Origin of the sequence: Halomonas sp. NO4 (assembly GCF_010994375.1) — a bacterium.
Taxonomy (GTDB): Bacteria; Pseudomonadota; Gammaproteobacteria; order Pseudomonadales; family Halomonadaceae; genus Halomonas.
Genome location: NZ_WHMA01000011.1, coordinates 21,220 through 43,390, shown reverse-complemented (window position 1 = coordinate 43,390; position 22,171 = coordinate 21,220). Strand labels below are relative to the sequence as shown.

21 protein-coding genes are annotated in these 22,171 nt (G+C 66.9%); 5 read left to right on the top strand and 16 right to left on the bottom strand.

Annotation, left to right across the window (positions count from 1 at the left end; translation table 11 throughout):
* Positions 1-55: 55 nt before the first annotated feature.
* The 4 genes from FEF15_RS10155 to FEF15_RS10140 all read right to left on the bottom strand — a co-directional run bounded on the left by FEF15_RS10155 (position 56) and on the right by FEF15_RS10140 (position 3,844).
* Positions 56-508: a MarR family transcriptional regulator gene (locus tag FEF15_RS10155; protein ID WP_163559056.1), complete on the bottom strand. Its 453-nt coding sequence runs from the start codon at positions 506-508 to the stop codon at positions 56-58.
* Positions 509-605: 97 nt separating this feature from the next.
* Positions 606-1,373: an SDR family NAD(P)-dependent oxidoreductase gene (locus FEF15_RS10150; protein WP_163559055.1), complete on the bottom strand. Its 768-nt coding sequence runs from the start codon at positions 1,371-1,373 to the stop codon at positions 606-608.
* A 17-nt stretch (positions 1,374-1,390) separates the two neighbouring features.
* Positions 1,391-3,070: an AMP-binding protein gene (locus FEF15_RS10145; protein WP_163559054.1), complete on the bottom strand. Its 1,680-nt coding sequence runs from the start codon at positions 3,068-3,070 to the stop codon at positions 1,391-1,393.
* 168 nt (positions 3,071-3,238) lie between these two features.
* The gene (locus tag FEF15_RS10140; RefSeq protein ID WP_163559053.1) at positions 3,239-3,844 is read right to left on the bottom strand and encodes a TetR/AcrR family transcriptional regulator; all 606 of its coding nucleotides are present in this window, start codon (positions 3,842-3,844) and stop codon (positions 3,239-3,241) included.
* A gap of 165 nt (positions 3,845-4,009) precedes the next feature.
* Between FEF15_RS10140 and FEF15_RS10135 the strand changes: the two genes are divergently transcribed.
* Complete coding sequence (locus FEF15_RS10135) at positions 4,010-5,197, top strand: acetyl-CoA C-acyltransferase (protein ID WP_163559052.1); 1,188 nt, start codon at positions 4,010-4,012, stop codon at positions 5,195-5,197.
* Positions 5,197-5,973, top strand: coding sequence for an alpha/beta hydrolase (locus tag FEF15_RS10130; RefSeq protein WP_163559051.1), 777 nt, complete (start codon positions 5,197-5,199; stop codon positions 5,971-5,973). The genes FEF15_RS10135 and FEF15_RS10130 overlap by 1 nt, the downstream gene beginning before the upstream one ends.
* 12 nt (positions 5,974-5,985) lie before the next feature.
* Here FEF15_RS10130 and fetB read toward each other — a convergent pair whose 3' ends face one another.
* The 3 genes from fetB to crcB all read right to left on the bottom strand — a co-directional run bounded on the left by fetB (position 5,986) and on the right by crcB (position 7,883).
* The gene (gene fetB / locus FEF15_RS10125) at positions 5,986-6,786 is read right to left on the bottom strand and encodes an iron export ABC transporter permease subunit FetB (protein ID WP_163559050.1); all 801 of its coding nucleotides are present in this window, start codon (positions 6,784-6,786) and stop codon (positions 5,986-5,988) included.
* Entirely contained in the window at positions 6,777-7,397 is a 621-nt protein-coding gene (locus tag FEF15_RS10120; protein ID WP_163559049.1) for an ATP-binding cassette domain-containing protein, read from the bottom strand. Before FEF15_RS10120 ends, fetB begins: the two co-directional genes overlap by 10 nt.
* 87 nt (positions 7,398-7,484) lie before the next feature.
* Positions 7,485-7,883: a fluoride efflux transporter CrcB gene (gene crcB / locus FEF15_RS10115; protein ID WP_163559048.1), complete on the bottom strand. Its 399-nt coding sequence runs from the start codon at positions 7,881-7,883 to the stop codon at positions 7,485-7,487.
* Positions 7,884-8,231: 348 nt separating this feature from the next.
* Here crcB and arsB point away from each other — a divergent pair, with 348 nt between their 5' ends.
* Positions 8,232-9,314, top strand: a complete 1,083-nt coding sequence (gene arsB / locus FEF15_RS10110; RefSeq protein ID WP_163559047.1) for an ACR3 family arsenite efflux transporter — start codon at positions 8,232-8,234, stop codon at positions 9,312-9,314.
* Positions 9,315-9,367: 53 nt separating this feature from the next.
* Positions 9,368-10,618, top strand: a complete 1,251-nt coding sequence (locus FEF15_RS10105) for an MFS transporter (protein ID WP_163559046.1) — start codon at positions 9,368-9,370, stop codon at positions 10,616-10,618.
* Between the two features lie 6 nt (positions 10,619-10,624).
* On the opposite strand, the gene FEF15_RS10100 is transcribed toward FEF15_RS10105, so the two are convergent.
* From FEF15_RS10100 to FEF15_RS10060, 9 genes are all read right to left on the bottom strand, one after another.
* Positions 10,625-10,975 (bottom strand): metalloregulator ArsR/SmtB family transcription factor, encoded by a 351-nt coding sequence (locus FEF15_RS10100; protein ID WP_163559045.1) that lies wholly within the window; start codon positions 10,973-10,975, stop codon positions 10,625-10,627.
* A gap of 78 nt (positions 10,976-11,053) precedes the next feature.
* Positions 11,054-12,286: an organoarsenical effux MFS transporter ArsJ gene (arsJ, locus tag FEF15_RS10095; RefSeq protein WP_163559044.1), complete on the bottom strand. Its 1,233-nt coding sequence runs from the start codon at positions 12,284-12,286 to the stop codon at positions 11,054-11,056.
* Entirely contained in the window at positions 12,279-13,310 is a 1,032-nt protein-coding gene (locus tag FEF15_RS10090; protein WP_163559043.1) for an ArsJ-associated glyceraldehyde-3-phosphate dehydrogenase, read from the bottom strand. The genes arsJ and FEF15_RS10090 overlap by 8 nt, the downstream gene beginning before the upstream one ends.
* 153 nt (positions 13,311-13,463) lie before the next feature.
* A complete protein-coding gene (locus FEF15_RS10085; protein ID WP_163559042.1) occupies positions 13,464-15,143 on the bottom strand; it encodes a methyl-accepting chemotaxis protein in 1,680 nt (559 codons plus the stop codon).
* Positions 15,144-15,302: 159 nt separating this feature from the next.
* A complete protein-coding gene (pstB, locus tag FEF15_RS10080; RefSeq protein WP_163559041.1) occupies positions 15,303-16,154 on the bottom strand; it encodes a phosphate ABC transporter ATP-binding protein PstB in 852 nt (283 codons plus the stop codon).
* Between the two features lie 28 nt (positions 16,155-16,182).
* A complete protein-coding gene (pstA, locus tag FEF15_RS10075; RefSeq protein ID WP_163559040.1) occupies positions 16,183-17,349 on the bottom strand; it encodes a phosphate ABC transporter permease PstA in 1,167 nt (388 codons plus the stop codon).
* 18 nt (positions 17,350-17,367) lie between these two features.
* Complete coding sequence (gene pstC / locus FEF15_RS10070; RefSeq protein ID WP_163559039.1) at positions 17,368-18,624, bottom strand: phosphate ABC transporter permease subunit PstC; 1,257 nt, start codon at positions 18,622-18,624, stop codon at positions 17,368-17,370.
* A 106-nt stretch (positions 18,625-18,730) separates the two neighbouring features.
* Positions 18,731-19,759 (bottom strand): substrate-binding domain-containing protein, encoded by a 1,029-nt coding sequence (locus tag FEF15_RS10065; protein WP_163559038.1) that lies wholly within the window; start codon positions 19,757-19,759, stop codon positions 18,731-18,733.
* A gap of 97 nt (positions 19,760-19,856) precedes the next feature.
* Positions 19,857-21,026, bottom strand: coding sequence for a multidrug effflux MFS transporter (locus FEF15_RS10060; RefSeq protein WP_163559037.1), 1,170 nt, complete (start codon positions 21,024-21,026; stop codon positions 19,857-19,859).
* A gap of 136 nt (positions 21,027-21,162) precedes the next feature.
* Here FEF15_RS10060 and tal point away from each other — a divergent pair, with 136 nt between their 5' ends.
* Positions 21,163-22,101, top strand: coding sequence for a transaldolase (tal, locus tag FEF15_RS10055; protein ID WP_163559036.1), 939 nt, complete (start codon positions 21,163-21,165; stop codon positions 22,099-22,101).
* Positions 22,102-22,171: the final 70 nt, after the last annotated feature.

Genomic DNA, 22,171 nt, shown 5'->3' with positions numbered 1-22,171 from the left:
TACCAGCCAAGTCAAGCGTTCGTTTTAAATTCCCGCTGACAGGCCGGCAAGCCGCTCAGGGCATGGCGTCCTTGAGCCGCCCCCGCAACGTCTCCAACCGCTCCTTGAGGTCGTCAAGCGCGTCGAAACCCTGGCCGCTGGCCATCACCACGCAGTCGGGGATCTCGCGGGCCCGTTCGCGCAACCTGCGGCCGGCCTCGGTCAGGCGGAGCTCCACCACGCGTTCGTCGCGCTCGCTGCGCACCCGTTCGAGCAGCCCCTCGCGGGCCAGGCGCTTGAAGACGGGCGTGAGCGAGCCGGTGTCGGTGTAGAGTTTCTGACTGACGGCGCCGGCACTGAGGCCGTCCTCCTCCCACAGCACCATCATCACCAGGTACTGCGGGTAGGTGAGGTTCAGCGCCGTGAGCAGCGGCTTGTAGAACTTGGTCATCAACAGTGAGGTGGAATAGAGCGCGAAGCAGAGTTGATGATCGAGCTGCAGGTCACTGCAGACCTCCTGATCGGCCATGGGGTGTCTCCGTCAGTCAAGGCAACAAAAAAGGCTAGCGCGCCATAAAGTAGCGCACCAGCCTCTTGTCGGCCAGCCAGATGCCCATCCGGACCGGCTACTGCATGCGGATACCGCCGTCCAGGCGAATCGTCTCGCCGTTGAGCATGGGGTTGGTGAGGATCTGCTCGGCCAGGCGGGCGAACTCGTCGGGCTTGCCCAGTCGCTTGGGAAAGGGGACCGAAGCGGCCAGGGCCTGGGCCGCCTCGTCGGGGATCTCGCTCATCATCGGCGTCTCGAAGACCCCCGGGGCGATGGCCATCACCCGGATGCCATGGCGCGAGAGCTCCCGGGCCGCCGGCAGGCTCATGCCCACCACCCCGGCCTTGGAGGCGCTGTAGGCGCACTGTCCCACCTGCCCGTCGAAAGCGGCGATGGAGGCGGTGTTGACGATCACGCCGCGCTCGCCATCCTCTCCGGGCGCGTTCTTCGCCATGGCCGCTGCGGCCAGACGCATCACGTTGAAGGTGCCCACCAGGTTAATCTGGACGGTGCGGGTGTAGGCGTCGAGGTCCGCGGGATTGCCCTCGCGGTCGACCAGCTTGCCGACGCTGACCACCCCGGCGCAGTGCACCACCCCGGCCAGGCCGCGGCCGCCGCTGAGTTCGACGGCCGCCTCGACGGCGGCCTGGATGTCGTCGCCCGAGGTGACATCGCCGCGCACCGCGCGGGCGCTTGCCCCGAGGGTCTCGGCATGCGACTCCACGGCATCGCTCAGGTCGCAGAGCACCACCCGGCCGCCAGCGGCGACCAGGCGCTCGGCGGTGGCCGCCCCCAGCCCGGAGGCGGCGCCGGTGATCAGGAAGGTGTTGTCCTTCACTTGCATCTAGTGTCTCTCCCAGTTCATTTCGCGGGCTCGGCCAATTCCTGCGCCTTGTCAGCAGCGTCCGCGCGCAGCTTGAAGCGTTGAATCTTGCCGCTCGGGGTCTTGGGCAGCGTCTCCACGAACTCGATCACCCGCGGGAAGGCGTGGGTGGAGAGCCGCTCGCGCACCAGCTGGCGGATTTCGTCGGCCAGGGCGTCGCTGGCCTCGAAGCCCTCGCGCAGCACGATGTAGGACTTGATGATCTCGCCACGGATCTCGTCAGGTTGGCCCACGGCGGCGGATTCCGCCACGGCCGGGTGGGTCATCACGCTGTTCTCCACGTCGGTGGGCCCCACGCGATAGCCGGCGGTGGTGATGATGTCGTCGTCGCGGCCGGCGAACTGGAAGGTGCCGTCCTCGTTGCGGATCACCACGTCACCGGTCAGGTAATAACCTTCGGCGAAGGGGTGCTTCTCTTGCCAGGTATAGCCGGCAAAGAAGTGCGCCGGGGAGTTGGCGATGTCCACCGCCAGCACGCCGGGCTCGCCCGGGGGCAACTCCTTGTGCTCGGCATCGAGGATCGCCAGGCGGTAGCCGGGCATCGGCACGCCCATGGCGCCGACGTGCTTGGGATGATCCAAGGCATGGTGGTTGCAGCAAGTCATGCCGGTCTCGGTCTGGCCGTAGTGGTCCATCACCGGACAGCCCAGGGAGCGCTCCACCCAGGTCACCACCTCGGTATTGAGCGGCTCGCCGGCGGAGCTCGCCACCCGCAGCTCGAGGGTCTCGTGGGCGTCGTCGAAGAGCCCCGAGGCCTTCATCAGGCGGTAGGCGGTGGGCGCGGCGGCGAAGTTGGTGATGCGGTGGCGCTTCATGAAGGCCAGCGCTCCTTCGGCGCTGAACCCCGCCTCGCAGAAGTGGGTGGTCACGCCCAGCAGCAGCGGCCCGGCAATGGCGTAGTAGAGACCGTAGGCCCAGCCCGGGTCGGCCATGTTCCAGAAGCGGTCCGTCTCGCGCAGGTCGATGGCCAACTCCATGTAGAGCGCGAAGGCCGGCATCCCGGAGAGCGGCACGGCCACCCCCTTGGGCTTGCCCACCGTGCCCGAGGTGAACATCTGCAGGAAGGGGGCCTCGGGCGCGAGGCGCGGCGGGACCTCCTCCATCGGCGCATGGGCCAGGGCATCGGCCCAGTCCAGGTCGCTGGCGTGCTCAGCGGCGGGGCTGCCCACGGCGAGCACCGGCGGACACTGGGTAAGGCCGTCGAACTTGAAGCGGTTGGCGTGATCGGTGATCACCAGCTTGGTGTCGGCGCGACCCAGGCGATAATCGACGGCGTCCGGCCCGAAGGCGGTGAACAGCGGCTGGTAGACGGCGCCGATCCGCCAGGTGGCGAGCACCGCCACCAGCAGCTCCGGCGAGCGCGGCAGCATGCAGGCGATGCGATCGCCCGCGCCCAGGCCGCGGTCGCGGAACCAGCCGGCCAGCCTGGCACTGCGGGCATCCAGCTCGGCATAGCTGAGCGTGGTGACGTTGCCGGCGCTATCTTCGTGGATGAGCGCCGCCACCTCGCCGCGACCGGCGCGCAGGTGGCGGCCGCAGCAGGACTCGAAGGCGTTGAAGCAACCATCGCCGTGGTCGTCGAGCCGGGCGATGACGTCATCGATGGAGAAGCGCGAGAGATACTCCTGGTAATCGGGAAGGGTCGCGGCGTGGCTCATGGAGGGCCCTCTTGTACTGTTGTGATTGTTGGCTGCGGTGATTATGGGAACGCAAGGTCACGGAGGACGGGATGCAGATTCAGTTGACGTAAACGTCAACGTAGCAAGCGCTAGGTACAACCTAGAAGCAAAGCCGCCGCGGGGCAACCCCGAGGCGGGAACAGACGGCTAGACGATGGTCGAGGGCGTGGCGGCGACGGCGCGCGGAGCGGTGATCATGCCGATCAGCTCGCCGGCCAGTTCCTCGGGCGTACGCGGTCCTGCCGGGTCGTACCAGCGCACCGTCCAGTTGAGCGCGCCCATGACGAAGCGCGATACCAGGAAGCGGTCGCCGTGGATCAGCCCGGCGGCGAGCGCCTCGTCGATCACCTGCTCCCACAGCGCCTCGTAGGCGTCGCGCAGGTGGATCAGGTGGTCGCGGGCCTCGGGATCGAGGCGGCGCCACTCGTAGAGAGCCACGACGTGGGCATTGCGGTCGGTGAGCAGGGTTTCCAGGTGGGCACGCGCCATGGCGTGCAACCGTGCCTCGGGCGTGCTGTCACAGCTATCGAGGGCCCGGCGGGCGATGTGCAGTGCGTTCTGGGTGCCCTCTTCGATCACCGCCGCGAGGATTTCCTGCTTGTCGCGGAAGTGATGGAACAGGCTGCCGGACTTGATACCCATCTCGTGGGCGAGCATGCGCACCGTGGTCCGGTCGAAGCCCTCCTGGACGAAGAGCTGGGCGGCCAGGCGGGTCAGTTCCTTGCGACGGGGGGACTCGTTTACGACATTCATCGGGTTTACACTAGCGCTTGCTTGGTTGATCTTGAGAAAAGCACAGCCCCGCCGGGAGGTCAACGCGACTTCCGCGGCAGCGGCGCCAGCGGGCAGCCGCCGTGCCACTCTCCGCTCGCACGGCCACCGAGACATCGCCAACAATCACAAGCCAGGAGACACGCCATGAGCCACGCCAACGATATCGTCTTCCTCTCCGCCGCCCGCACGCCCATGGGCGGCATGCTGGGCAGCCTGTCGAGCCTCACTGCCCCGCAGCTGGCCGCCGCCGCCATCCGTGCCGCCATCGAGCGTGCCGGTATCGCCCCCGATGCAATCGACGAGGGCATCATGGGCTGCGTGCTACCCGGCGGTGTCAAGCAGGGCCCGGCCCGCCAGGCGATGCGCCAGGCCGGCATTCCCGACGGCATCGGCGCCACCACCATCAACAAGCTGTGCGGCTCAGGCATGAAGGCCACCATGCTGGTCCACGACCTGATCCGCGCCGGCAGCGGCGAGGTGATGCTCGCCGGCGGCATGGAATCCATGTCCAACGCGCCCCACGTGCTGACCAAGGCACGGACCGGCTACCGCCTCGGCCATGGCGAACTCAAGGACCACATGTTCCTCGACGGCCTGGAGGATGCCGAGACCGGCAAGCTGATGGGCGTGTTCGCCCAGGATATAGCCAGCGAGCGCGGCTACTCGCGCGAGCGCCTCGACGACTTCGCCATCGCCTCGCTGGAGCGAGCCATGGAGGCCACCAACGCCGGCCACCTGGCCGCCGAGATGGCGCCGGTCACGGTCACCGACCGCAAGGGCGAGACGGTCGTCGAGCACGACGAGCAGCCCTTCCAGGCCAAGCTCGACAAGATCCGCACCCTGCGTCCGGCCTTCGCCAAGGACGGCACCATCACCGCCGCCAACGCCAGCTCCATCTCCGATGGCGCCTCGGCACTGATCCTGGCCAGCCAGGCGGCCGCCGACCGGCTCGGCGCCAAGCCCCTCGCGCGCATGCTGGGCCACAGCACCCACTCGCGCCACCCCAGCGAGTTCACCATCGCCCCGGTGGGCGCCATCGACAAGCTGATGAATCAACTCGAGTGGGGCGTGGACGATGTCGACCTGTTCGAGATCAACGAGGCCTTCGCCGTGGTCACGCTGATGGCCATGGACGACCTGGGCCTGCCCCACGACAAGGTCAACGTCTTCGGCGGCGCCTGCGCCCAGGGCCACCCCATCGGCTCCACCGGCTCGCGGATCATCGCCACGCTGATCCACGCCCTGCGCACCCGGGGTGGCAAGCGCGGCATCGCCAGCCTCTGCATCGGCGGCGGCGAGGCCACCGCGGTGGCGGTGGAACTGGTCGACTGATGGCGACGGTCCACCCGGTCGACACCCCTGAAGGGCACCTTCATTCCGTCCGCTGGTCGCCGGAAGCGGCTGCGGACGGCGGCTCGGCTCCTATCGTGCTGCTGCACGATTCGCTGGGCTGCATCGCCCTATGGCGAGACTTCCCCGAGCGCCTGGCGCATGCCACCGGACGCGAGGTGATCGCCTACGACCGCCTCGGCTACGGCCAGTCGGCCCCCTACCCCGGCCCGCAGCCCGAGAGCTTCATCGCCGACGAGGCACAGGCGGGCTTCGCCGCCGTGCGCGAGCAACTGGGCGTCGAGCGCTTCGCGCTGCTGGGTCACAGCGTGGGCGGCAGCATGGCCGCCGTCACGGCCGGCCGGTACCCGCAGGCTTGCGAGGCGCTGATCACGGTGGCGGCCCAGGCCTTCACCGAGCCGCGCACCCTGGCCGGCATCCGCGAGGCGGAGCAGGCCTTCCTCGAGCCCGGAGGCCTGTCGCGGCTGGCGAAGTACCACGGCGACAAGGCCGAGTGGGTGCTGCGCTCCTGGGTCGACAACTGGCACTCGGAGGCCTTCCGCGAGTGGCGCCTGGATGACGCCCTTGTCCAGGTACACTGCCCGACCCTGGCGATTCACGGCGAGCTCGACGAGTACGGCTCGACCGCGCAGCCCGAGCGCATCGCCGCGCTGACGGCGGGATCTGCCGAGGCGAGGATCCTCGCCGACTGCGGGCACGTGCCGCACCGCGAAAGCCCAGAGCGGCTGATTGCCGCCATCATCGACTTCCTGGGGTGAAACGGTAAGGCGCTAACCAGGCGCCGACAGACGGTCCAGTCGCAGCCGCTCACGTGAATCGAACAGCCGCCGGCTGCCCGCTGCCACTGCCGCCAGGGTGCCGAAGCCGGTGCCCAGGGTGATGGTGAACATGATGAGTATCTGGTACTTGACCGCCAGGGCCGGCGGGCTGCCGGCGAGTATCTGGCCTGTCATCATGCCCGGCAGGCTCACCACCCCGGCGGCGGCCATGGCGTTGATCACCGGCATCAGACCGCTACGCATCGCCTCGCGGCGGATGTCGCCGATCGCCTCCTGCCAGCGCTGACCCAGCATCAGGCGGTTCTCGATCACCCCGCGCTGCCGCCAGGCGGTATCGGTGAGGCGATCCAGCGCCAGGGCCACGCCGGTCATGGTGTTGCCGAGCATCATGCCCAGCAGCGGAATGGCGTACTGGGGGCGATACCAGGGCTCGGGACCGATGATCAGGGTGAGCGTGAGCACCGCCACGGTGAACGACGACAGAAACATCGACAGGGTGCCGATGCCGAAGGCCCAGCCGCCCAGCAGGCGGCGCTTCTGGCGCGCCATCACCTCGCGCCCGGCGATCAACAGCATGGCGAAGGCCATGAGCGCCACCCAGTAGAGTTCCGCCGCCGCGAACAGCGCCTCGAGCACCAGGCCCACCAGCGCCAGCTGGATCACGGTGCGCGCCGCGGCGACCAGCAAGTTCTGGCTCATGCCCAGCCGCGCCCAGGCCGTGCAGCCAGCCAGGGCGATCACCAGCAAGGCGGCCGCAGCCAGCTGCCACCAGGAGAGCGCGATCACGTCCATGCGCCCTCCTTCTCGGTTTCCAGCGTCCCTCCCTTGATGCGGCAGTGGCGATCCGCCACGCGGCGGATCTGCGCGATGTCGTGGGCGACCCACACGACCGGCAGACCGTGCTCGCGGATCCGCGCGACCAGCCACGCCTCGACCTGGTGCGCCGTGGCGTCATCAAGGTTGGCGGTGGGCTCGTCGAGCAGCAGCGCGGCCGGTTCACGGCTGACGGCCCGCAGCAGCGCCAGGCGCTGCTTCTCGCCGGAGGAGAGCCGCGCGACCGACCAGTCAAGCACGTCGCGCTCGAAGCCCAGAGCCTGCAAGTCCGCCTCCTCGGGGTCGTGGAAGTGTTCGCCCACGCGCTCGGCCCACCAGTGGCTCTCCGCGGGCACCAGCATCACCGCCCGGCGCCAGGCATGGCCGGGGATGGCCGACTGGGCCCGGTCGCCCAGCCACGCCTCGCCGTCGTGCGGCTCCAGGTCGGCGATGGCGCGCAACAGCCGGCTCTTGCCGGAACCGCTCGCCCCGGAGAGGCAGAGGATCTCGCCGGGTGCGAGGGTCAGGTCGACCTCGGCCAACTCGCCGATGGCCAGGCGCTCGAGGCGCAAGGGATCAGCGTGTGACAAGGCGAGGTCTTCCCGGTAAGGCGGGCTCTCGATGACCGCGAGACGACGGTGCCATGCAGGCCGCGGCCCATCTGTCCTGCAGCGTTCTCATCGGCTCGCTCCTATCAAGGCTCTCATCGCCGCAAAGGTCGCGATACCCAACCCCGTCATCATCAGCGAGCCGCCCACATGGACGACGACCCCCAGCAGTGCCATGCCCCATCTCTCGGCCTGGATCTGGGTGAAGATTTCCGCGGAGAAGGCGGAAAAGGTCGTCAGCGCCCCCAGAAACCCGGTGATCAGGAACAGGCGCCATTCCGGCGCTATCTGCGGCAGGTGGGCGAACAGGGCGATAGCCACGCCGATCGCCCAGCCGCCGAGCAGGTTGGCGATGAGGGTTCCCGGTGGAATGGCCGGAAAGAGCGCATTCAGCCACACGCCGAGCCCCCAGCGCAGGTTCGCACCGAGCACGGCACCCGCACTGATAGCCAGCATCGATAGCCACATGGACATCATCCTTCTGTCGTGTGGTGCAACGAACTTGACGTAAAGAGAGGCGCGCACCTCGGCACGCACCCCAAGCACGCTGTACAGGCAGTATCGATCACGAGCGCAAGGGTTCGGCGTCGGGCCGGGAGGAATGCCATCGCCTGATGCAACGCAGTTTGACGCCCTGGCCGCTTGCGCTTCAAGTCGGGCGGCAGGGAAACCGCCATCGCCACCGGCCGAGCGAATGCCCCACGGCTGCGCCCTTTCCTCGCCAACAGTCCTCGCCAACAGTAGTCACTTCATCCCATTCGCCGTATCATATACGTATCTCCATATATATTCGACTTTCCCATGAAGGAGTCGTGCATGACCGCACACCAGGACACGCAGGCCCCCAGCACCGTCGATGGCATGGGCCTCTTCGAACGCTTTCTCTCCCTGTGGGTGGCCCTGGCCATCGTCGCCGGGGTGCTGCTGGGCCAGTTTGCACCGATGATTCCCGAGACCCTGTCGCGCTTCGAGTACGCTCAGGTGTCGATCCCGGTAGCCATCCTGATCTGGGCGATGATCTTCCCGATGATGGCGCAGATCGACTTCTCCGCCGTGCTCGGTGTGCGCCGCCAGCCCAAGGGATTGGTCATCACCACCACGGTGAACTGGCTGATCAAGCCCTTCACCATGTTCGCCATCGCCTGGTTCTTCCTGATGGTGGTGTTCCGGCCCTTCATTCCGGAGCCGCTGGCCAGCCAGTATCTCGCCGGCGCCATCCTGCTCGGCGCGGCGCCCTGCACCGCCATGGTCTTCGTGTGGAGCACCCTGACCCGCGGCGACGCCGCCTACACCCTGGTGCAGGTCTCGCTCAACGACCTGATCATGCTGTTCGCCTTCGCGCCCATCGTGGTCTTCCTGCTCGGCGTCTCCAACATCCAGGTGCCCTGGGACACGGTGGCGCTGTCGGTAGTGCTCTACATCGTCATCCCGCTCACGGCCGGCTACCTGACCCGACGGACGCTGATCGCCCGCCGCGGCATCGAGTGGTACGACGACGTCTTTATGAAGCGTATTGGCCCGGTGACTCCGATTGGGTTGATCGTGACGCTGGTGCTGCTGTTCGCCTTCCAGGGCGAGGTGATCCTCGAGGCGCCACTGCACATCGTGCTGATCGCCATCCCGCTGATCATTCAGACCTTTTTGATCTTCTTCATCGCCTACGGCTGGGCCAAGGCGTGGAAGGTGCCCCACAACGTCGCTGCCCCCGGCGCCATGATCGGCGCCAGCAACTTCTTCGAGCTGGCCGTGGCCGCCGCCATCGCCCTGTTCGGGCTGCAGTCCGGTGCGGCGCTGGCCACCGTGGTGGGCGTGCTGGTGGAGGTACCGCTGATGCTCGCCCTGGTGCGCATCGCCAACAGCACCCGGGAGCACTTTCCTGGAGCCGCCCCGGCCGGCTGACGCCTGCCAGGGTGGCGCTTGCCTCGCCGGGCTCGCGGGGAGAGGATGACGCGATGAACAACACCCTCTGGCAACGCCACCCGCTTGCCGTCATCGTGCTCGCCCAACTTTGCGGAACCTCGCTGTGGTTCTCCGTCAACGGCGTGGGTCTGGCGCTGTCGCGCGACCTGGGCTTTTCCGAGGCAGATCTCGGCCGCCTCACGCTCAGTGTGCAAGCGGGCTTCATTCTCGGCACCTTAACCATCGCCACCACCGGCCTGGCCGACCGCTTCCGCGCCAGCCGCATCTTCGCCATCGCCTGCCTGGCCGGGGCCCTCACCAATGCCGGGTTCGTGCTGGTGGCCGCACAGTTCCCCCTGGCGCTGTCGCTGCGTTTTCTGACCGGGTTGTGTCTCGCCGGCATATACCCGCTGGGCATGAAGCTCGTCATCGGCTGGACCCCCAGGCACTCCGGCGCCGCGCTCGCCTGGCTCGTCGGCATGCTGACCCTGGGTACCGCCCTGCCCCACTTGCTACGCGGCACCACTCTGGGCATGCCGTGGGAGTGGCCACTGCTCGGCGCTTCCGCTCTGGCGTTGGTTGGCGGCGCGGCAATCCTGGCCCTGGGCGACGGCCCGCACCTGCCGGCGTCGAGCGGCAAGGCGCGGCTGCTCGACGGCCTGGCGGCCCTGCGCGAGGCGCGCTTTCGCGCCGTGGCGGGCGGCTACTTCGGCCACTGCTGGGAGCTCTACGCCTTCTGGACGCTCACCCCCTTCCTAGTCGCCCGGGAAGTGGCGCGGCTCGGCGCCCCGGAGGCGTGGATTCCCTGGCTGTCGTTCGGCGTCATCGCCCTGGGGCTGGTCGGCTGTGTGGGTGGCGGTCAGCTCAGCCGCCGCCTGGGCAGCCTGTGGGTGGCGCGTCGCGCCCTGGCCATCTCGGGGCTGATCTGCTTGGCCTACCCGCTCCTTCCCTGGCTGCCGCCCGGCCTGCTGCTGGGACTGCTGATCCTCTGGGGCCTGACCGTCATCGCCGATTCACCGCAGTTCTCGGCGCTGGCAGCCGCCAGTGCCCCGCGGGAACGGGTGGGCTCCACCCTGGCGGTAATGAACGCCGTGGGCTTCGCCCTGACCATTCCGGCCATTTCTCTCACCACCGCGCTGTGGTCGCTGCAGGGCGCCTGGGTGGTATGGTGGCTGCTGCCGGGGCCTGTGCTCGGGCTCTGGGTGATGCGCGGCCTGGCTGGCTCGACGATTCCTGCCGCACGAACCAGCCCAGCCATCCCCGCCCAATCGGACGCTCCGGGAAAACCCACGCCCGACGAGTAAGGAGGCTCAGCAGAGCGCCGCGCGACGCTCCGGCCGATTGCCCATGGCCGCCAGCCGAGTCTGCAACGCAGCAAGGCGTGACGCCTCCGCCTTGGCCGCCGATTCGAGAATGGGCCCCACCCACTCGGGCAACGCCGGGGCGAGCGCGTAATGGACCCACTGCCCCTCGCGGCTGTCGTTGAGCAGGCCGCAGTTGCGCAGCTGCGCCAGGTGCCGCGATACCTTGGGTTGCGACTCCTCGAGGGCGTGGGTCATCTCGCACACGCAGAGTTCGCCCTCGCGCAGAATCAGCAGCATCAGCATCAGGCGGGTGTCATCGGCCAGGCACTTGAAAAGGCGGATAGAGTCCAGCGGCATGAGGGGCCATTCCAGGAAGGGTTCAGCGGCGATTCTACGTCACCCGGCCCCGGGCGCGAAGCCAGGGCCAAGGACACCTCAATGGGCGGCTGCCTGCCGGGGCAGGGCCAGGGCCATCGCCGCGCTGGCCGCCACCAGGGCCGCCGAGACCCACAGGCAGGCGGCGAGCCCGTAGAACTGGTAGAGCCAACCCGAGAGCACCGTGCCGGCGAGTCGCCCCATGGCGTTGGCCATGTAGTAGAAGCCCACGTCCATGGAGACACCGTCGGCGCGGGCAAAGTGCACGATCAGATAGCTGTGCCAGCTCGAGTTGATGGCGAAGAGCACGCCGAAGGCCAGCAGCCCCGCCACCAACCAGCCCACCGCTTCCAGCGGCAACAACGCGAGCAGTGCCGGCAGGCCGGCCAGGGCCAGCGCCCAGAACACCGTGACGGCGCGCGCGCCGCCGTGGATCAGGCCGGTCAGGCGCGGTGCCTGGGTCTGCACGCCGCCGTAGCCGATCACCCAGATGGCCAGCAGACCCCCTACCGTCCAGTGGCTCCAGCCGTGCTGGTCGTAGAGGAACACCGGCAGGGCCACCACGAACCAGACGTCGCGCGCCGCGAACAGGCACAGCCTGGCCGCCGAGAGCACGTTGACCGCCCGCGACTTGGAGAACGCCTCGGAGAACTTGGGCTTGTGCTTCTGGCGCCCCAGGTCGGCCTTGAGACGGACCAGCGACAGCGCCAGCACGCCAGCGAGCATCACCGCCATGGCGATGACGGCACCGCGGAAGCCGATCAGCGTGAGCAGCAGCCCGCCGAGGAAGAAGCCCGCGCCCTTCAGTGCGTTCTTCGAGCCGGTAAGGATCGCCACCCAGCGGTAGAGCGCGCTCTGCGCACTGGCGCTCTCCTTGGGCACCAGCACCTTGACCGCGCTCTTGGCGCTCATCTTGTTGAGGTCCTTGGCGATCCCCGAGAGCGCCTGGGCCGCCATCACCCAGGGCACGGTCAACGCCGCCGCGGGCACCATCAGCATCGCCAGCGCCACGATCTGCAGGCCGAGGCCCACGTTCATGGTGCGATTGAGCCCCAGGCGCGCGCCCAGCCAGCCCCCCACCAGGTTGGTGACCACCCCGAAGGCCTCGTAAAAGAGGAACAGCATGGCCACTTCCAATGGGCTGTAGCCCAGCTGGTGGAAATGAAGCACCACCAGCATGCGCAGGGCGCCATCGGTGAGGGTGAAGGCCCAGTAGTTGCCGGTGATCAGCAGGTACTGGCGAACCTCGAAAGGCAGCGCCTTCAGTCGACTTGCAAGTCTTGCGTCAGGCATTGCCCACCTGTCCACGTCCCACCTTCAGGGCCAGCTCGGCGGTACGGTTGGCGTAGCCCCACTCGTTGTCGTACCAGGCGTAGAGCTTGAGCTGGGTGCCGTTCACCACCATGGTCGAGAGCGCATCGATGATCGAGCTGCGCGGATCGGTGCGGTAGTCGATGGAGACCAACGGGCGCTCCTCATAGCCCAGGATGCCGGCGAGTTCGCCCTCGGCGGCGGCCTCGAGCGCCGCATTGACCTCCTCCACGGTGACCTCGCGCTCCAGTTCGAAGACCATGTCGGTGAGCGAAGCGTTGGCCAGCGGCACGCGCACGGCGTGGCCGTTGAGCTTGCCGGTGAGCTCCGGGAAGATCGCCGTGATCGCCTTGGCCGAGCCGGTGGTGGTGGGGATCAGGCTCATGCCGCAGGCCCGGGCCCGGCGGAGATCCTTGTGCGGGGCGTCGAGGATCGTCTGGGTATTGGTGATGTCGTGCACCGTGGTCATGGAGCCGTGGCGAATGCCGAAGGTCTCGTGAATCACCTTCACCGCCGGCGCCAGGCAGTTGGTAGTGCAACTCGCCGCGGTGACGATGCGGTGCACCTCGGGATCGTACTTGTCGTCATTGACGCCCATCACCACGTTGAGCACGTCGCCGTCCTTGAGCGGCGCCGTCACCACCATGCGGGCCACGCCCTGGTCGAAGTAGGGGGCAAGCTGCGTGCTCTTCTTGACCGTGCCCGAGGCTTCGATCACCACATCGCAGCCCGACCAGTCGCTGTCGCCGAAGCCGCGGTTGGCGCTGAAGGCGATGGACTTGCCGTCGACCACGAGGGCCTCGCCGTCGGCCTGAATGCCCTGCCCCGGCGCCCACTGGCCGTGAACGGAGTCGAACTCCAGCAAGTGGACGAAGGTTGCAGCATCGCCGCCCGGGTCGTTGATGCGCACCACCTCGACGTCGCCCCGCTGGACATGGGGCCACAAGCTGCGAAACGTCAGTCGCCCCATGCGACCGAAACCGTTGATGCCGATGCGCAAGGTCATGAATGATCTCCTGGAAAGTGCGGCGCTGTGCCAAGTGTAATTGCGCTGGCGTCATAATATATGAAATTCCATATATAAACTATCCAAGCACACTAACATGACCGTCCCATGACACTGGCACCAGCCACACCGCTTGCAACGGTAGCTTCGCCCTCAACAGGCCGCCAGCGTATCGCCTTGCGTCGCGCGCGACTCCGGATCCCGGAGCGCCATCTCCAGCCAGCGTGACATATCGGCGCCGGCCGGCATCGCCGCCACCTCATCCCCATTCTCAGCGGCCGTCAGCGAGAAACGCCGCGCATAGTCATGCATGCGCTGCGCTTCGTCGGCGAGTGCCGCCGCATTGCCGGCCGCGCCTTCCACCAGGCGTGCGCTGTCCTGGGTAGTGGTTTCCATCTGTAGCATCGCCTGGTTGACCTGCTCGATGCCGTGTCGCTGCTCGCTGGAGGCCCGGGATATCTCGCCCATCAGCACACTGACCCGTTCTATGGCGACAAGAATCGCCCGAGTGTGCTCGGCCGCTTCACGAGAGAGCGCATTGCCTTGTTCGATACTCTGGCTCGAGGCCTGGATGCGGCTGCGGATCTCCTTGGCCGCACTGGCACTGCGCGTGGCCAGGTCGCGCACCTCCGTGGCCACCACGGCGAAACCACGGCCCTGGTCGCCGGCGCGGGCGGCTTCCACCGAGGCGTTCAGGGCCAGAATATTGGTCTGGAAGGCGATGCTCTCGATCAGGCCGATAATGGACTGAATCTCGTCGGAGTGGCCATGGATCGCCTCCATGGTGGTCAGGAACTGCTGGATCACCGCATCCCCCTCCCGCGCCTTGGCGGACGCATCATCCGCCGAGCGACTGACGCCCTGGGCGTGTTCGGCATTTTGCGCCACGGTGGCGGTCAGCTCCTCGAGGCTCGATGCCGTCTGCTCCAGGGCCGACGCCTGCTGTTGGGTCTGGCTCGCCAATGACTGGTTGCCTTCCGCCAGGGCCAGGCTGCCATGATGGACCCGCTCGCTGCTCGCCAGTACACGGCCGACGGTGTCGGTGAGCGAGCGCTGCATGGTAGCCAGCTCAGCGAACAGCTGGCCGATCTCATTGTTGCCGCGCCGCTCCACCGGCGTCGCCAGATCGCCGGCGGCGATTCGCTGGAAGTGCTCGACGATGCGCCGTAAGGGCTTCAGCACGTTGACGCGCACGCCCCACACCACGACGGCGATCAGCGCCAGCGCCGCCAGCAGAGTGCCGACCACGCCCCCGTTCAACCAGTCCGAGGTCCGTCCGAAACGCTCGGCGAGGTGCTGGCCCAGCAGCTGGTTACGGTCGAAAAAAGCGTCGATGGTCTCGATGAAGCGCTCGCTGCTCTGCGTCACTCGCGACTGTCCGGAAAGATAGCCGGTGACGTCGGCGTCCTGCAGCAACCCCAGTTGCAAGCGCAGGTTGTTGTCGTGCAGCGAGCGAAAGTGCTCTTCCAGCGTCTCGACCAGCGCCTGCTGATCGCGCTCGTGAGGCGCCTCGAGAAAGCGCTGGAACGCCCGGCTGGCATCGTCCAGCAGCGCCTCTGCCGATTCGATGACCGGACCCGGACGGTCGAAGGAAGGGGTACGCAGCAGTTCGGCAGCACGATCCATTTCGACGCGTGCGCGCAGCAGGGCATTGTAGGCCGCATTGAGGTCACGCTCCTGGCGCACGTTGGTCTCGTTCAGCGTGGCAAAGGCCTCGCGCCCCACCTGATTGGCGGCGAGCCCCAGTCCGCCGATGGCCAGAATCAGGGTGCTGAAGGCCACCAGTACGAGGGTCCAGCTCGTCCTGACGGTCATGTTGTCGAGCCGTTTCATGGGGGGATCTCTGTTCCGCTATGTAGGTTTCGCTACATTAGCGGGACAAGATGACGATACGGTGTCACCGTGGACATGCGGCGTTGGCAGTCCGAACAAAAGAAAGCGCGGCGGCGGAAGACCCGCCGCCGTGCCTGAAGAGTCGCTGGCGTGAGACGCTCAGCCGTAGCGGCCGGTGATGTAGTCCTCTGCCTTCTTGGTCGCGGGGCTCGAGAACATCATCTGGGTGTCGTTGTACTCGATGATCTCGCCGAGGTGGAAAAACGCCGTGTAGTCGGCCACCCGCGCCGCCTGCTGCATGTTGTGGGTCACCGTGATGATGGTGAACTGCTGCTTGAGCTTGTCCATCAGATCCTCGATGGTCGCCGTGGAGATGGGGTCCAGGGCCGAGGTGGGCTCGTCCATCAGGATGACATCGGGCTGCACGGCGATGGCCCGGGCAATGCACAGGCGCTGCTGCTGGCCGCCGGAGAGCGAGGTGCCGGGCTGGTGCAGCTTGTCCTTCACCTCCTCCCACAGGCCGGCATCACGCAGCGCCTTTTCCACCAGCTCGTCCTGATCGGCCTTGCGGCTCACCAGGTCGTGCATGCGCGGGGCATAGGCAACGTTTTCGTAGATCGACTTGGGAAAGGGATTGGGCTTCTGGAACACCATCCCCACGCGGCGGCGCAAGGCGACCTCGTCCATTTTCACGGCGTTGACGTCGAAACCGTCCATCTCGACGAGGCCGCGGATCGTCACGCCGGGAATCAGGTCGTTCATGCGATTGAGGCAGCGCAGGAAGGTCGACTTGCCGCACCCGGAGGGGCCGATCAAGGCGGTGACGTTCTTCTGGAAGATGTCGATACTGAGGCTCTTGAGCGCCTGGGTCTCGCCGTACCACAGGCTAAGGTCGCGCACGCGGATACTCAGGTCGTGGCAGGCCTGTTCATTGCGCGTGACCGGTTGACCGACCTCGGGCTCGGGCGAATTGACAGCCACCTTGGGAGTCGTGCTTTGCAGGGAAGTCATGAAATCGTCCTCTGTAACGGGCTGGCGCTTACCAGCGACGCTCGAATTTCTTGCGCAGGATGACGGCGGTGGCGTTCAAAAAGATCAGGATCGACAGCAGCACCAGGATGCCACCGGCGGTCTTCTCGACGAAGGCCCGTTCGGGTTCGCCTGCCCAGGTGAAGACCTGCGCCGGCAGCACCGTGGCGGCCTGGGTGAACGACGCCGAGACATCGGGAATGAAGGCCACCATGCCCACGATGATCAGCGGCGCGGTTTCCCCCATGGCCTGGGCCAGGCCGATGATCGAGCCGGTCATGATGCCGGGCATGGCCAGTGGCAGGACGTGGTCGCGCACCACCTGCCAGCGCGAGCAGCCCACCCCGAAGGCGGCGTGGCGGATGGAGTCCGGTACGCTGCGCAGCGCCGTGCGCGTGGCAATGATGATCACCGGCAGGGTCATCAGCGCCAGTGTCATGCCGCCCACCAACGGCGAAGAGCGCGGGACGCCGAAGAAGTTGATGAAGATCGCCAGGCCCAGCAGGCCGAACAGGATCGAAGGGATCGCCGCCAGGTTGTTGATGTTGATCTCGATGAACTGGGTGAACCGGTTGTCCGGCGCAAACTCCTCTAGGTAAACCGCCGTCATCACGCCGATGGGAAAGGCGATGGCCAGGGTCACCAGCATGGTCAGCACGGTGCCCACGGCGGCGGAGAGGATCCCCGAGGCCTCGGGCATCTTGGAATCGCCCGTGGTGAAGAAGGTCGTATTGAACTTCAGCTCCACCCGGCCCTCTTCCACCAGTTCGTCCACGGTGGCCTGCTGGGCTTCGTTGAGCTTGTGGCGATGCCTCTTGAGGTACTGGTCGACCTGGCTGTCCGCCAGCACCCAGCGGGTCTCGGTGGTGCCCAGCAGTTCGGGATTGTCGCGAATCTGCCCCGGGATCAAGCGCTCGAAGGTGCGGCTCACCAGCCGCGACACCTCGGGATCCAGGGCAGCCCGCCCCATCCGCTGGGCCTCCTCGTTGTAATCGATCTCGACCTGTATCTGGGCCTGCTGGAAGGCCGGCAGGCCCTTGCCCAGCATGTCGGCGAAGAACAGCACCAGGAAGAGGCCGGCCAGCCCCAGGGCCCCCATGGAGATCCACTTGAGACGCGCCGACTTGCGGTGGCGCTTCCTCAGCTGGGCGCTGATATCGTCGAAGGATTGACTCATTGCGGCGATTCCTCGGCGTTACAGGTTGTTGACGCGATACTTCTCGCGGAAGCGGCGGATCATCAGCACCGAGACCAAGTTTAGGCTCAGCGTCACCGCGAAGAGCACCAGGCCCAGAGCAAAGGCGGAGAGCGTCTCGGCACTCTCGAACTCCAGGTCTCCCGTCAGCGCCGCCACGATCCGTACCGTCACCGTGGTCATGTCCTCGAGCGGGTTGGCGGTGAGGTTGGGGCGCATGCCCGCCGCCATGACCACGATCATGGTCTCGCCCAGGGCGCGGGAAACCGCCAGCAGCGAGGCGGAGATGATGCCCGGCAAGGCCGCCGGAATGACCACGTCGCGAATCGTCTCGCCGTGTGTCATACCCAGTGCCAGCGACCCCTGACGCATGCTGTCAGGCACCGAGTTGATCACATCGTCGGAGAGCGACGAGATGAAGGGGATGATCATGATTCCCATCACCACGCCCGGCGCCACGGCGTTGTTGAAGGAGGCATCCAGGCCGAAAAAGCCAGCCACATCGACGATGATCGGTGCCACGGTGATGGCGGCGAAGAAGCCGTAGACCACGGTGGGAATGCCGGCCAGCACTTCGAGGGTCGGCTTGGCCAGGGTGCGCACGCGCTTGGGCGCGAACTCGGCCATGTAGATGGCCGCCAGCAGGCCGACGGGGATCGCCACCAGCATGGCAATGGCGGTGATCATGAAGGTACCCGCGAACAGCGGTACCGAGCCGAACTGGGCGGCGCTGGCGCCCTCCTCGGCGCGCCCCGCCGCGGCCAGGAAGCTGGCGCCCGGGTTCCAGACCGTGCCGGTCACGAAGTCCCAGAAGCTGTGCATCTGGAAGAAGCGCAGCGCCTCGAAAACGATGGAAAAAAGGATCCCGAAGGTGGTGAAGATCGAGATCAGCGCCGCCGTGACCAGGATGGCGCGAATCACCCGTTCAATGGCCTTGCGCGCATGGAAGTCGGGACGTACCTGCTGGATGCCCACCATCAGGCCGGCGGCGGCCACCACCAGGCTGGCCGCGAGCAGGTAGAGGGTGGGAATCTCGGCTCCCAGCAACAGCATGAAGAAGGCGCCCGCGGCCCCCACCAGCAGCGCCGGCCCGGCCGTGGCCAGCACCGTGAACCAGGCGTATTGATCGGGCTGGGCGTACATGGCCGTGCCGCTGGCGCGCACCTTGGCCGCCTTGGCCCGCCCCAGGAAGAAGGCCACCAGCCCCAGCACCAGCAGGACGCCGCTGAACAGGGCAAGGAGTTGGTTGGTCTGCATCGCTCTCTCTCGGTGATCTGTCGACGGCAGGCGTGACTGCCGGAACGTGCGACGGCCGGCAGCCCGTGGCTGCCGGCCGGATCAGGCATCCATGCCTCATGGCGCGTTACTTGAGGTCTTCGACCTCGAGTTGAGCACGGTTGGCGACCTTCTCACGGGTCTGCTCGCGCTCGGCTTCCGGCAGCGGGATCAGACCAAGGTCGGTCAGGTAGCCGCCCTCACCGATCATGGTCTCGGAGACGAACATGTCAACGTAGTCATAGAGCGGGGGCACCTCTTCTGCGTGCTGGTTCTTGACGTAGAAGAACAGCGAGCGAGCCACGGGATAATCGCCGGAGCTGATCGCCTCGGATTCCGGCTCGACGCCATCGATGCTGGAAGCAATCAGGGCATTGGGGTTCTCGACCAGGAAAGAGTAGCCGAAGATGCCGAAGGCGTCGGTGTCCTCGGTGAGGCGCTGGACGATCAGGTTGTCGTTCTCCCCGGCATCGATGTAGGCCCCGTCGGCGCGGATCTCGGTATAGCCCTCACCACCGTAGGCTTCCATTTCCTCGGAGGCGGCTTCCATGACCAGCTCCTCGAAGGCATCCCGGGTACCGGAAGTGCTGGGCGGCCCGTAGATGGAAATCTCGCGATCCGGCAGGGCGGAATCGATGTCGCTCCAGTTGCTGTAGGGGTTATCGGCCAGCTCTCCGTCCACCGGCACCTGGGCGGCGACGGCCAGGAACAGCTGCTCGAGGGTCAGCTCCATGGCCTCGTTGGTGCTGGACTGGGCGAAGACGATGCCGTCGGAACCGATCTTGACCTCGGTGACGTCAGTGACGCCGTTGTCGATGCAGCGCTCCAGCTCGGACACCTTGATGCGGCGTGAAGCGTTGGAGATGTCCGGCGTGCCTTCACCCACACCGTTGCAGAACAGGCGGATGCCGCCACCGGAACCGGTGGACTCGATGACCGGCGTGGGGTACTGGGTCACCGCACCGAACTCCTCGGTCACGTAGCTGGCGAACGGGTAGACGGTGCTGGAGCCGACGATGCGGATCTGGTCGCGGGCATGGGCCACGGTAGCAGCACCCATGACCGCAGCGGCGATCACGGTCGTCTTGAAGGCACGAGACTTGAGGATGCGGTTCATGCGAGTCACTCCTGTCGATGAGAGAATTCATCCTGCGCACGGCATACGTTGCCGCAGGCAGATGACAGCTTCGTGACAGGGTAGAAAAAATTCCGCGCTACGCGGTCAGCCGGCGCAGCGCCAGATTGCCCAACAGCGAGACGACCAGCATCGTTGTCACCATGGGCCAGACGCTCTCGATCTCGAAGGCGCCCACCATGAAGCCGGCGAACGCACCGCTGGAGAACTGGATGCCGCCCAGCAGCGCCGTGGCAGTGGCGCTGATGTGGCTGAAGTGCTCGAGCAGCGACGAGATGGCATTGGGCGTGATCAGGCCGATCATGCCGGTGAAGAGCATCACCAGCGGCACCACCGTGGCCAGCGACGCCAGCCCCAGGGCCGCCACCCCAGTCAGCCCCAGAGCCGCCACCAGTTGGATGGCGAGCCCCAGGCGCAGATTCTGCTGTGGGGTACGCCGGCGCAGCAGGTGGATATTGACCCGGTTGGAGCCGGCGATGACCAAAACGTTGACGCCGAACACCACCGGGTACATCGCCGGGGAGAGCCCGAAGTGCTCGATGTAGAGAAACGGCGAGGCGGTGACGAAGGCGAACAGCCCGGCAAAGGAGGCCGCCACGGCACAGACGTAGCCCATCCCCTCGCGGTGGGAGAGCACGCTTAAGTAGTTGGCCAATACCTGGCGAAAGGAGGCCGCCGGCTGGCCGGGGGGTCGCGTTTCCGGCAGCCGCGTGCCCAGCAGCCACAGCAGGAAGGCGGCGTATGCGGCCAGGAAGACGAAAATCAGCCACCAGTCGGCGAGATAGAGCAACCCGCTGCCCACCGCCGGCGCCACCAGCGGCGCCAGCATCAGGATCATCGCCATGGTGGACATCACCCGCGCCGCCTCGCGGCCGCTGAAACAGTCGCGCACGATGGCCGCCGAATTGACCACGCAGGCGCCGCCTCCCAGTGCCTGCAGAAAGCGCCAGGTGAGTAGTTCGGGCAGCGAGTCGACGGTGGTGATAGCCAGGCTCGCCAGCAGGAAGGCCACCAGCCCGGCGAGCAGCACCGGCTTGCGGCCCAGGCGGTCGGAGAGCGGCCCGAAGAGCAGCTGCCCCAGAGCAAAGCCGATGAGGAAGGCACTGATCGACAGCTCGGTGTGGTGGATGCTCGCCCCCACCGACGCCGCCAGGGCGGGCATGGCCGGCAGGTAGGCATCGATGGCGAACGGGGCGAGCGCGGTGTTGGCGGCCACCAGCAGGGCGACGCGTCGCGGATCGAGGCTCAAGGGCCCTCCCTTTTCGCGAATTTCGATAGGCCGCTAATGATAGCCGGTTTCGACCAGCCTGTCGTGCCAGAGGCTGTCGCCCTGCCGGGGCGCTTATTGGTAGAGTGTCAGCATAGTCCCTTCCACGGAGTCCTCCATGGCCCAAGACCTGCTGTCACAGCTCAAGGCAATGACCACCGTGGTCGCCGACACCGGCGACCTGGAGGCCATCCGCCGCTTTCAACCCCACGACGCCACCACCAATCCCTCGCTGATCCTGCAGGCGACCCAGAAGGCGGAGTGGCGCGAACGCCTGGCGGCGATTGCCAAGCGCTGCACCGATATCGACGATGCCCTGGACGCGGTGGCCGTGGAGATCGGCAGCGAGGTTAGCGAGCTGGTGCCCGGCTACGTCTCCACCGAGGTCAGCGCCCGCCTCTCCTTCGACACCGACGCGACCCTGGCCCGCGCCCGCTCGCTGATCGAGCGCTACGCCCGCCACGGCGTCGAGCCGGAGCGCATCCTGATCAAGATCGCCTCTACCTGGGAGGGCATCCGCGCCGCCCAGCAGCTGGAGCGCGAAGGCATCCGCACCAACCTGACGCTGCTGTTCAGCTTCACCCAGGCCCGCGCCTGCGCCGATGCCGGCGTTACCCTGGTCTCGCCGTTCGTCGGCCGCATTCTCGACTGGTACCAGGCCCGGGACCCGGACGCCGACCTGAGTGGCGACAACGACCCCGGCGTGCAGTCGGTGAAGCGCATCTACGACCACTTCAAGGGACATGGCTACCGCACCGTGGTGATGGGCGCGAGCTTCCGCAACGCCGGCGAGATTCTTGCCTTGGCCGGCTGCGATCGCCTGACCATCTCCCCGAAACTGCTCGGCGAGTTGGCGGAGACCCAAGGCGAACTCGAGCGGCGACTGAGCCCCACGGACGCCGAAACCTCGCCGCCCGAGCCCCTGGACGAGGCGGAATTCCGCTGGGATCTCAACGATGACGCCATGGCCACCGAGAAACTGGCCGAGGGCATTCGCAAGTTCACTGCCGACCAGCGCAAGCTGGAGTCCATGCTCGGCGAACTGCGTCAGAGCTGACCGGCAGCCATCCCGAATCGCCGAGGGCGCCTCAAGGCGCCCTCGGCATGGGTAGATGGCACGACTCGGA